Source organism: Terrirhizobium terrae (genome assembly GCF_030323265.1).
GTDB lineage: Bacteria > Pseudomonadota > Alphaproteobacteria > Rhizobiales > Rhizobiaceae > Neorhizobium.
On record NZ_CP104992.1, the window covers coordinates 514,269 to 525,185 of the forward strand.

A 10,917-nucleotide genomic window follows, 5' to 3' on the forward strand; every position below is an offset into this window, starting at 1 on the left:
TACTTGGGAAAGGCAACACACAGACGGGAATTTGCTTCCCCAGCCTGCCGAAAAAGCTAGCTGATCTACCTCGCTGACGCGAGTCCGGGCGATCAGTTCACCGCAAACACCTTCGCCCGCCGTAACGTCACGAAACCGCTCTCCCCGGCCTTCACCACCCGCTCAGGCTCGACGTCGAATTCCACCGCCTCGCCTGCATGCGTTTCCGCCAGCACCCTCCGCCCATCCGGCCGGTCGAGCACGCGGGTGATCGTCGCACCGATCCCCGGCCCGGCTTGCGCCCAGTCGAGATCGGCGGGCCGCGCATAAAGCTCGGCCCTGCCATCCGCTACGCCCGCAGCCTCGACCGACACGTCGCCGGCATAGGCTCGACCATCGCGCACCTCTGCGGCGATCACGTTGGCATCGCCGAGGAATTTCATGACGAAGGCCGATTGCGGATCGCGGCACACTTCTTCCGGTGTCCCCTGCTGGACGATCTGCCCGTCCTTCAGGATTACCACCCGGTCGGCAAGATCGAGCGCCTCTTCCTGGTCGTGGGTGACGAACAGCGTCGTAATGCCGAGTTCGGAATGGATCTCGCGCAGCCAGCGGCGCAGGTCGCGCCGCACATTCGCATCGAGTGCCCCGAACGGCTCGTCGAGCAGCAGCACCTTGGGATCGACGGCAAGCGCACGGGCCAGCGCCACGCGCTGCCGCTGGCCACCCGAAATCTGTGCCGGGAACCGGTCGCCGAGGCCTTCGAGGCGGACGAGCCGCAGCAGATCGGTGACGCGGCTGTCGATCGCCGCCTTGTCGCGCTTCACCTTCGACACCTTCATGCCGAAGGCGATGTTGTCGGCGACCGTCATATGCGGGAAGAGCGCGTAATGCTGGAAGACGAAACCGACGCCGCGGTCGCGCACCGGAATATCGGTCGCATCCTGGTCGCCGAAATGGATCGTGCCGCCGTCGGAATATTCGAGCCCCGCGACCATGCGCAGGATCGTGGTCTTGCCGGAACCGGAAGGTCCGAGCAACGCAACCAGTTCGCCGCTCTCGATATCGAGCGACACGTCCTTCACGGCGCGAAAGGTCTCGAAGGTTTTGACGACGTTTTCGAGGCGGATCTTCATGATGTTTTCTCTGCCGGGTTGGCCTGTTTGCGGACGCGGCCCGCGCCTTGCCGCTCCAGAGCGACCTTGGCGATGATGGTGATGACGGCGATCAACGCCAGGATGGAGGCCGAGGCAAAGGCGCCTGTCGCCTGATAATCGTGATAGAGCAGTTCGATATGCAGCGGCAGCGTATTGGTCTGGCCGCGTATGTTACCCGACACCACGGACACCGCACCGAACTCGCCCATCACGCGCGCATTGCACAGGATGACGCCATAAAGCAGCGCCCATTTGACGTTGGGCAGCGTCACCGCGAAGAATGTGCGGAAGCCCGAAGCGCCGAGCGAGGTCGCGGCTTCTTCGAGATCCCGCCCCTGCGCCTGCATCAGCGGGATCAGTTCGCGCGCCACGAAGGGCGCGGTGACGAACATCGAGGCGATGATGATGCCGGGAATGGCGAACAGGATCTTGATGTCCCAGGCGTCGAGCCACGGCCCGAACAGGCCCTGCAGGCCGTAGACGAAGAGATAGGCGACACCGGCGACGATCGGCGAGACGGAGAACGGGATCTCGATCACGACGAGCAGAAACCGCTTGCCCCAGAAATCGAACTTGGTGATCGCCCAGGCCGCCGCAATGCCGAAGGCGGTGTTGACCGGCACGGCGATCAGCGCCGCAAGCACGGTGAGCATGATCGCGTGCTGCGTGTCGGGATGAATGATCGTGTCGCGATAGACCGCCCAGCCCTTCGAAAGCGCCTCGACGCCGATGATGATTAGCGGCGCGACGATGACGAAGGCGACGAGGAAAAGCACGATGCCGATCAGCGTGCGGCGGAAGATCGGAGCATCGCCGACGCGCGGCGGCTTTCTGCGGGTGGAGAAGGAAGTGCTCATGATCTTACCCCTTCACCGTGTAACGCAGCGCCCGCGCCTGCAGCCAGTTGGTGACGGCAAGCATGAAGAAGGCGGTCAGCAGCAACACCGAGGCGATCGCGGCTGCGGCCTGATAATCATATTCCTCCAGCCGGATGAAGATCAGCAGTGCGGTGATTTCCGTCGACATCGGTTGGTTGCCGGCGATGAAGATGATCGCCCCGAACTCCCCGAGCGAGCGGGCGAAGGAGAGCGAAACACCGGCCAGCAATGCGGGCGTCAGAAGCGGCAGGATGACCTTGCGGAAGATCGACCAGTCGGAACCGCCGAGCGATTGGGCCGCCTCTTCCAGCGCCGGATCGAGATCCTCCAGAACCGGCTGAACCGTGCGCACGATGAAGGGCAGCGAGGTGAAGCACATGGCGATCATGATGCCGAGCGGCGTATAGGCGACCTTGATGCCGAGCCCTTCAAGCACCGAGCCGAACCAACCATTATTGGCAAACAGCGCCGTAAGCGCGATGCCGGCAACGGCGGTGGGCAGCGCGAAAGGAAGGTCCACCATGGCATCGACGATGCGCCGTCCGGGAAAGCGGTAGCGGGTGATGACCCAGGCAAGCGACAGCCCGAAGAACAGGTTGAAGATCGTGGCGCCGAGCGCCGAAAGCACTGTGACGCGATAGCTCGCAAGCGCCCGCGAGGACGAGACGATCCGCCAATAGTCTTCCGGTCCGAGGCTCGCCGCCTTAATAACCAGAGCCGCCAGCGGCAGCACGACGATCAGGCCGACATAGAACAGGGTCACGCCCAGCGATAGCGGCAATCCGGGCAGGACATTGCGTCGTCTCACGCGGTCAGTTCCTTATACACAGCAAGACCCGGCGGAGTATTCGTCCGCCGGGCTGAATTGAAATGAACGACTATTCGCGATTAACGGCTGCCGTAGAGCTTGTCGAGGGTGCCGCCGGATGCAAAGTGCTCCGACTGGATCTTCGACCAGCCGCCAAATACATCATCGACATTGACGAGGCGGATCTCGGGGAACTGATCCTTGAACTCAGCCGCGACTTTCTCATTGTGGACGCGGTGACCGAACTCGGCGGCGATACGTTGGCCTTCTTCCGTGTAGAGGAAGTCGAGATAGGTCTTGGCCAGTTCTTCCGTGCCGTGCTTCTTCGCGACCCTGTCGACCACGGCGACCGGGAATTCCGCAAGCAGGCTGCTCGACGGGATGACGTTCTCCACCTTGTCCTTGCCGAACTGCTTCTCGATGCCGCGGGTTTCCGCCTCAAACGTGATCAGCACGTCGCCCTGGCCGCGCTCGACGAAGGTTGTGGTGGCAGCACGGCCGCCGGTGTCGAAGACCGGAACGTTGTCGAAGATCTTGGTGATATAGGCGTCGATCTTCTCCTGGTCGTCCTTGTATTCTTCCTTCGCCCAGGCATAGGCGGCCAGATAGGTGTAGCGCGCATTGCCGGAGGTCTTCGGGTTCGGGAAGACGGCATGAACATCGTCACGGCCGAGATCGGCCCAACCTTTGATGTTCTTCGGATTGCCGGCGCGCACGAGGAAAGCCGGGAAGGAATAGAAGGGCGACGCGTTGTTCGGGAAAGCCTTGTTCCAGTCGGCTGCGACAAAGCCCTGCTTGGCGAGGAAATCGACGTCGGTCGACTGGTTGAAGGTGACGACGTCGGCTTCCAGGCCCTCGACGATCGAACGCGCCTGTTTCGACGTGCCGGCATGCGACTGGTCGATCGTGACGCCCGGATGTGCCTTGATGAAGGCCTCGTTCTCGGCGACGAAGAGCTCGCGGGCAACGTCGTAGGAAGCGTTGAGCAGCTTCTGCTCCTGCGCCATCGCCGCCCCATGGATCGTGGGACTTACGAAGAGGGCGGCAATCGCAGTGCCGAGAATGAGGAGGCGGTTCATCAAAGGTCTCCGGGCATTGGCCAGATATCGGCCGGGAATTGAAATCTGGATGGAAACTACCGGCGCTGTCATGAATTCGCGAGAAACCGCCCTCCCCGCGACAGACTGCCGTTAGAATTTTTGCCCATTTTCCGCTTCATTCCGCAATGGTTTTGCCCGTGTACCGAGGTGCCCGTTTCTACCGGCTCGTTTGCCAATATTTGCCCGAGTTCTTCAGCGGTCCGATCCCCGGGAAGTAATTCTATTTTAAGTCGCTGAAATTAGCTTGGCGGCATGAGCAATTTCGAACTCTCCATCGTCGTTCCCTGCTTCAATGAAGAAGCCGTGCTGGAGGAGTTTTCCCGGCGGATGGCGCTTGCCTGCGCGGCGGTGACCGACCGCTATGAAATCGTCTTCGTCGACGACGGATCGTCCGACGCGACCTGGGCGATGATCGAAAGCTTGGCGGATCGCGACGCCCGCGTCGTCGGCGTCCAGCTCTTCCGCAACCACGGCCACCAGCTGGCAGCCAGCGCCGGGCTTTCGCTCGCAAGGGGTGAGCGCGTTCTGCTGATCGACGCCGACCTGCAGGATCCCCCGAATTGCTGCCGTTGATGGCGAAGCGGATGGACGAGGGTTTCGACGTGGTCTACGGCCGGCGCATCGCGCGCGCCGGCGAAACCGCCTTCAAGCGCGCCACCGCATCCCTGTTCTACCGGCTCCTGAACAAGCTTTCCTCCGTTCCGATTCCGGAAGACACCGGCGATTTCCGGCTGATGTCGCGCCGCGTGGTCGACATCCTGAACGGCATGCCGGAGCGCCACCGCTTCATCCGCGGCATGGTGAGCTGGATCGGCGGACGCCAGGCGGCCTTTCCCTATTCCCGTGACGCGCGCTTTGCCGGCACGACCAAATATCCTCTGCGCAAGATGATGTCGCTCGCCATCGACGCACTGACCAGCTTCTCGACAAAGCCGTTGCGGGCGGCCGTCTGGCTCGGCCTCGTCTCGTCGCTCTTCGCCTTTGCCATTCTCGTCTACGCGGTCACCCAATGGGCGTTCGGCAATGCCGTGCCCGGCTGGGCAAGCTCCGTCGTCGCCATTTCCTTCTTCTCCGGCACGCAGCTCTTCGTCATGGGCGTTTTCGGCGAATATCTCGGCCGTGTCGTGCAGGAGGTCAAAAGACGCCCGCTCTACACGATCGGCCAGATCCGTCGCGAAGAGATGGCAGGCGAAGCTTCAGGCGGCATCCAGGGGCTGCAGAAGGCTGTGCGTACCTATTCCGATGCCGAGAAGCGGACGAAACTGAGATGACCGCGACATCGGCGGGGAACGACACGGACGCGCGCCCGACGGCCGGACGGACCGTATCGTCGGCATCGAGCCGTCGGACCGCCATCTATCTCGTCGTCGCGGCACTCGCGTCCCTGATCCCGGTCCTGTCGGTACGCTTTCCGCCGATGACGGATTACGCCAACCACTATGTCCGCATGTGGCTTCTGGCAGGCGGCATCGAACAGCCGCATATGGCGGAATTCTACCGGATCGACTGGAATGTCGCCTGGACCAATATCGCCATCGATCTCGTCGCGGCAGGGCTCGGCAAGATCGTCACGATGGATGTCATTGGCCCTCTGGTCCTCGGCCTCGCGCTTCTCCTGCCGTCCATCGGTGTGGCGCTCCTGAACCGCAGGCTTTTCGGCGGATTTCACTGGTGGCAGCTGCTCTGCTTCACGCTGGCCTGGAATGCCGTCTTCCTTTTCGGCTTCATCAGCTTCCTGATCAGCCTCGGGCTGGCGCTGATCCTTGCCTATATCGACGAATACCTGAAAGGCCGTGGCTGGGCGCTCACCTTCGCATCACGTGCCGTCTCCGCCGCACTGCTGCTGACTGCCCATCCCTTCGGCCTGCTCTTCTACACCGCCCTCCTGGCAGCGCTCGAATTCGGTCCGTCGCGTGCGCCGCTGCACTCGGTCAAAGCCCTGGTCGGCATAATCGGGCGCATCATCTTCGCCATAGCGCCGGTGTTCGTGCCGCTGGCTATCTTTCTTCTGTTCGGCCCGTCGCTGCCCGGCCAGAAGGACGTGTCGCTGTTCGACAGCATGGCCTGGCAGGATGCCTGGTCGCCGCGGCGCTTGATGCTGCTGCTCACCTATTTCACCACCTATGACCTGCGCATCGACTTTTTCTATCTGGTGCTGATCTTTGTCATCGTTCGCGAGACGATCCGGCGCAATCTCCTGCGCGTGCATTGGGGGCTGGTCCTGACCGCGATTGCGACCGCGGTGATCGCCATGTTCGTGCCCACCGTGGTGTTCGACACCGGCGCCATCGATCGCCGTCTGCCCTGCATGGTGGTGCTTGCCGCAGCGGCGGGCCTCAGACCCGACGTCAGGGGCAGGCTGCAATCCCTGATGCTGCCGGCAATTCTTCTCGTCGTCCTCTCGCGCATCGCCTTCATCGAATATGTCTGGCTGCAGCGCGCGGCCGATATGCGCTCGGTCGAGACCGTGCTGCAGCAGGTTCCGCCCGGTTCGGCCGTCCTGCCCCTGCTGCACGAGATCCACGAGGACAATGTCGGCAAGGCGCCGATCGGGCGCTTGGTGGCCGGCGTAGTGCCGAGTTTCTGGCATTATCCTGCCATCGTGAGCCTGGAGCGGGATGCCTTCATGCCCTATCTCTTCACCGCGCCCGGCAAGCAGCCTTTGCAGGTCCGCCCGCCGTGGAACGAGATCGCGGTTCCGGAAACGATCCCCTTCCCCGCCGATCTCATCAACATGCCGGCGGACCGCCTAGACCCGTACATGCGCGACTGGAAGAACCGTTTCGACTATGTGCTGGTGATGAACGCCGACATGGAAAGCCCGGCGAGGCCGATGCCGCAGATGGACAATCTGCACCTCCTCGCCGACGATGGCTTCGCCCGCCTCTACCGGATCGATCACCCGCAGGCGCCGAAGCCATAAGCGCCCGCTTCTCGCCGCGCTATTCCGACAGAAGATCCTTCACTCGCCGGGCGAAGGCATCGCTAAGGAAGGGCTTGGTCATCACATGCATGCCGTGCTCCAGGTGCCCGTGGTTCAGGACGGCGTTTTCCGCATAGCCGGTGACGAACAGGATGCGCAGATCCGGCCGGTCGACGCGCAGTGCATCGGCCAGTTGCCTGCCGTTCATGCCGCCCGGCAGGCCGACATCGGTGATCAGAAGGTCGATCGGCTGGCCGGAATTCATGATCTTCATCGCCGTCGGCCCATCAGCCGCTTCCAGCACGTGATAGCCGAGCTCCTCCAGGATCTCGACCGCTACCATCCGCACAAGCGGCTCGTCGTCGACCACGAGAATGGTCTCGTGATCCGTGGCGCGCGGCGCGACCGACACCTCGGCCAGATCTTCCTCTTCCGCATCGCCGAGATGGCGCGGCAGGTAGATGCAGATCATCGTGCCCTTGTCCATTTCCGAGTAGATACGCACCGTGCCACCCGACTGCCCGGCAAAACCGTGCACCATGGAGAGACCGAGCCCCGTGCCCTGCCCGGTCGGCTTGGTGGTGAAGAACGGATCGAAGGCGCGCTCGATGATCTCCGGTGGCATGCCGGTGCCGGTATCGCTGACGCAGAGCGAGACATACTGACCGGGCTCCAGCCCGCGCTGGCGCGACGCCCGCTCATCGAGCCAGCGGTTGCTCGTCTCGATGGTCAGCTTGCCGCCCTCTGGCATGGCGTCGCGGGCGTTGATGCAAAGATTGAGCAGCGCATTTTCCAGCTGGCCGACATCGACGAATGTCGCCCATAGCCCGCCGGCAAAGGCGGTCTCGACATGGATCGTCGGCCCGACGCTGCGGGTGATCAGGTCCTGCATGCCGGAGACCAATCGGTTGATGCTGGCGGGCTTCGGATCGAGCGTCTGCCGGCGCGAGAAGGCGAGCAGCCGCTGGGTCAGGCCCGCGGCCCGCTTGGCCGCTCCTGCGCGCCGGTGAGATAGCGGTCGAGATCGGCGATACGCCCCTGCGCCAGACGCGTCTGCATCAGTTCCAGCGAACCGGAAATGCCCGCGAGAAGATTGTTGAAGTCGTGCGCAAGCCCACCGGTCAGCTGGCCGACGGCCTCCATCTTTTGCGAATGGCGCAGCTGTTCCTCGTAATACATCAGCTCTTCGGTGCGCTCGGCGACCTTCTGCTCAAGCGTCTCGTTGAGCGCCTTCAGGTCGCCGATCGCCTTGTCGCGCTCGGCTTCCACGGCGCGCCGCGCCTCGATATCGATGAGCACGCCAGGAAAATAAAGCGGCGTTCCGTCGGGCGCCAGATCAGCCCGCCCATTGGCCTCGAGCCAGTAGTAATTTCCGTCTGCCCGGCGCGTGCGGTACTGGTGGACATAGGGACCGCCGCGCCTGAGTGCATCCTCGATCGCCTCCAACAAGCCTGCCTTGTCATCGGGATGAACTGTTTCCGCGATGGTCTCGAGGTTGAGCCCCATTCGGCCGCGTGTCGGATCAAGCCCGAACGCGTTGGCGAATGCCTCGTCCACGGTGAAACGGTCGGCCGGTATGTCCCAGAACCAGGTCCCGATGATCGCACCGGCCGCGAGCGCCAATTGCACCCGCTGCACGTTCTGCCGCGCCACCGCCTCGCTGGCACGAAGCGCAGCCTCGGCCTGCTTGCGCTCGGTAATGTCGCGAAACAGGACCGATACCTGCTTCAGCTCGGCGGGTTCGACACGCGCGCTCGACACCTCGATATGCCGACCGATCGCAACGAATTCCTGCTCGAAGCGAACCGGCCTGCCGGTGCGCAGCACCTCGCCATAGAGCTCGATCCACTTGTCGGCAGCATCCGGTTCGATCTCGCGCAGACGCTTGCCAACGATATTGGCGATGCCGGTCTGCCGTTCGTAGCCGGAATTGGCCTCGATATGGACGTAGTCGCTCAAGGGACCATGGGGACCGTCGATGAATTCGATGATGCAGAACCCGTCGTCAATCGCCTCGAACAGCGCCCGATAGCGGGCATCGCTTCGTAAAAGCGCATCCTCGCCCTCGGTGGCCTCGGCTTTCAGCCGAAAAACTTCCGCTTCCAGATCTTCGCGCGAAAACGCAGTGACTTCGGAACTCAAGCAACAGTCCTTTCAGTGGCCGTGTCGGCCGAATACCCACCGGATATCTATCATAACGCGAAGCCATGGAAATCGGTTGCCATGGTAGCGTGACAGATCATCGATCAACCTCTCGTTGGTGCGGGGATGAATTGTGGCGGCGCAGAAGAAATATCTCTTTCTTTTCAGCGGATCGCATCTCGTCCAATACGTCGATCGTCCCCGTCCCCGACGACTGCATCACAATCATCGCGTCATCGGATGGGAAACCGGGTTCGCGAACCGGCCTCCTCGATCATCGGGTCGCTTCTCTTTGGAAAAAGAGGCCCTGGTTTCCGGTGATGGTCGGTGAATGCGGTCTGACGGGAACTGACAAGTCTCTGAGGATCGGATGAAGCGGCCGGGGCAGGCAGACAAAACCTACCTCACTACCATCGATATCACTGCCTGCCCCATTCCCACTCGGAGCCACGCGACCTTGGTCGGCGTGAATATCGGCGCATCCCGAATTTGTCAGGCGAATGCCGTACCCCCTCTGCCCTGCCGGGCATCTCCCCCACAAGGGGGAGATCAGCTGGACGCACCGTCTTGCCCAATCACCTCCTGCAAGAACTACCACGATATGCTCAAGGCACGGGCGAAGGTCGAGCCACTTGTGATCTCCCCCTTGTGGGGGAGATGGCCGGCAGGCCAGAGGGGGTGGAGCACCTGCCGAGAGCATCGCAACTTAGAGCCGGTGCTCAGGGAACAGCGGCTGGTCATTGACCGCAAAGTATCGATCCAGATCCGCCTCCGTCACCTCCGCCAATGTGGCCGGACGCCATTTCGGATTGCGGTCCTTGTCAATGATCGCGGCCCGCACACCCTCGTAGAAATCGTGCTGCCGCAGGAGTTCCGAGGCCACGGTGAATTCGCGTTCCAGGCATTCGATCAGACTGGCGCTGCCTGAACCGAGCCGCAGCAGGCGTAGGGCAAGCTTGAGACTGGTCGGCGAGCGCTTGGCGAGCGTCTCGCGGGTCGCGGCCGCAAACTCACCCTCCTCCTGTTCGAGCGCTGCAACGATCTCTTCCACCGTGTCGAACCTGAAAGCACGGTCGATCAGACTGCGGTGGGCCGCGAGCTTGCTTTCTCCCGGAGACGTCGCAAAGCCTTGGATCGCGGCAGTGACCTCTTCGTCCGAGGCACCGGGCGTCAATTTCCCCAACGCGCTCACAACATCACTCAGCCGCTCCGACGGGACCTGATAATCGGCGAAGCCCGCGAAGATGGCGTCGGCCGCATCAACGATCTCGCCGGTCAGGCCCATCCATGTACCCGCTTCGCCCGGAGCCCGGGACAGAAGCCAGGTCGCGCCGACATCCGGCACGTAACCGATACCCGTCTCCGGCATCGCAAGGCGCGTTCTCTCCGTGACGATCCGGTGCCTTCCATGGGACGCGACCCCGACGCCGCCGCCCATGACGATACCGTCCATCAGCGCCAGATAGGGTTTGGGATAGCGCGAGATCGTGTAGTTGACCGGAAACTCCTCCCGCCAGAAGCGCGTCACTTCCGGGTCATTCGCGCGTCCGAGATCGTGGATGGCGCGGACATCGCCTCCCGCGCAGAGTCCGCGCTCACCTTCTCCCGTCAGGATGACGCAGGAGATCGCCGGGTCTTCCGCAAACCGCTCCAGCGCCGGCTTCATCGCATGGACCATGGCAAGGTTGAGGCTGTTCAGCGCCTTCGGCCGGTTGAGCCGGATGATCGCCGCCGAGCCGATGCGGTCGAACAGGATCTCCTCGGTGCGGTAAGCGCCGTCATTCATGCTTCATCCCTCCTCGATGTTTAGCGAGGGCAGCATAGCCGGAGGGTGTTTGTAGAGGCAATGCGGAGGAATATACTTCCCCTCTCTTGCGATTTCTAGCACTTAGCTACGCTAAGATGTTGAAATCGCTTTCTCCCCGCCAAG

The 10,917-nt window shown here is 62.6% G+C and carries 6 protein-coding genes and 2 pseudogenes; 2 read left to right on the top strand and 6 right to left on the bottom strand.

All coding sequences use genetic code 11. The features are described 5' to 3' along the window. Positions 1-92 precede the first annotated feature (92 nt). The 4 genes from N7E02_RS10580 to cysP all read right to left on the bottom strand — a co-directional run bounded on the left by N7E02_RS10580 (position 93) and on the right by cysP (position 3,901). Complete coding sequence (locus tag N7E02_RS10580; protein ID WP_286581880.1) at positions 93-1,115, bottom strand: sulfate/molybdate ABC transporter ATP-binding protein; 1,023 nt, start codon at positions 1,113-1,115, stop codon at positions 93-95. Next, positions 1,112-1,993 (bottom strand): sulfate ABC transporter permease subunit CysW, encoded by an 882-nt coding sequence (gene cysW / locus N7E02_RS10585; protein WP_286581881.1) that lies wholly within the window; start codon positions 1,991-1,993, stop codon positions 1,112-1,114. Before cysW ends, N7E02_RS10580 begins: the two co-directional genes overlap by 4 nt. A gap of 4 nt (positions 1,994-1,997) precedes the next feature. Then, positions 1,998-2,822, bottom strand: a complete 825-nt coding sequence (gene cysT, locus N7E02_RS10590; RefSeq protein WP_286581882.1) for a sulfate ABC transporter permease subunit CysT — start codon at positions 2,820-2,822, stop codon at positions 1,998-2,000. An 80-nt stretch (positions 2,823-2,902) separates the two neighbouring features. Next, on the bottom strand, positions 2,903-3,901 hold the full coding sequence (gene cysP / locus N7E02_RS10595; RefSeq protein WP_286581883.1) for a thiosulfate ABC transporter substrate-binding protein CysP: 999 nt from the start codon (positions 3,899-3,901) through the stop codon (positions 2,903-2,905). Positions 3,902-4,174: 273 nt separating this feature from the next. On the opposite strand from cysP, the pseudogene N7E02_RS10600 reads away from it, so the two are divergent. Both N7E02_RS10600 and N7E02_RS10605 read left to right on the top strand, forming a co-directional pair. Beyond that, positions 4,175-5,193 (top strand): annotated as a pseudogene (locus N7E02_RS10600) (glycosyltransferase family 2 protein). After that, positions 5,190-6,845: a hypothetical protein gene (locus N7E02_RS10605; RefSeq protein WP_286581884.1), complete on the top strand. Its 1,656-nt coding sequence runs from the start codon at positions 5,190-5,192 to the stop codon at positions 6,843-6,845. The pseudogene N7E02_RS10600 and the gene N7E02_RS10605 overlap by 4 nt, the downstream one beginning before the upstream one ends. 19 nt (positions 6,846-6,864) lie before the next feature. On the opposite strand, the pseudogene N7E02_RS10610 reads toward N7E02_RS10605, so the two are convergent. After that, positions 6,865-8,951: pseudogene (locus tag N7E02_RS10610) on the bottom strand (ATP-binding protein). A 742-nt stretch (positions 8,952-9,693) separates the two neighbouring features. After that, on the bottom strand, positions 9,694-10,773 hold the full coding sequence (locus tag N7E02_RS10615; RefSeq protein WP_286581887.1) for an enoyl-CoA hydratase/isomerase family protein: 1,080 nt from the start codon (positions 10,771-10,773) through the stop codon (positions 9,694-9,696). Positions 10,774-10,917 lie beyond the last annotated feature (144 nt).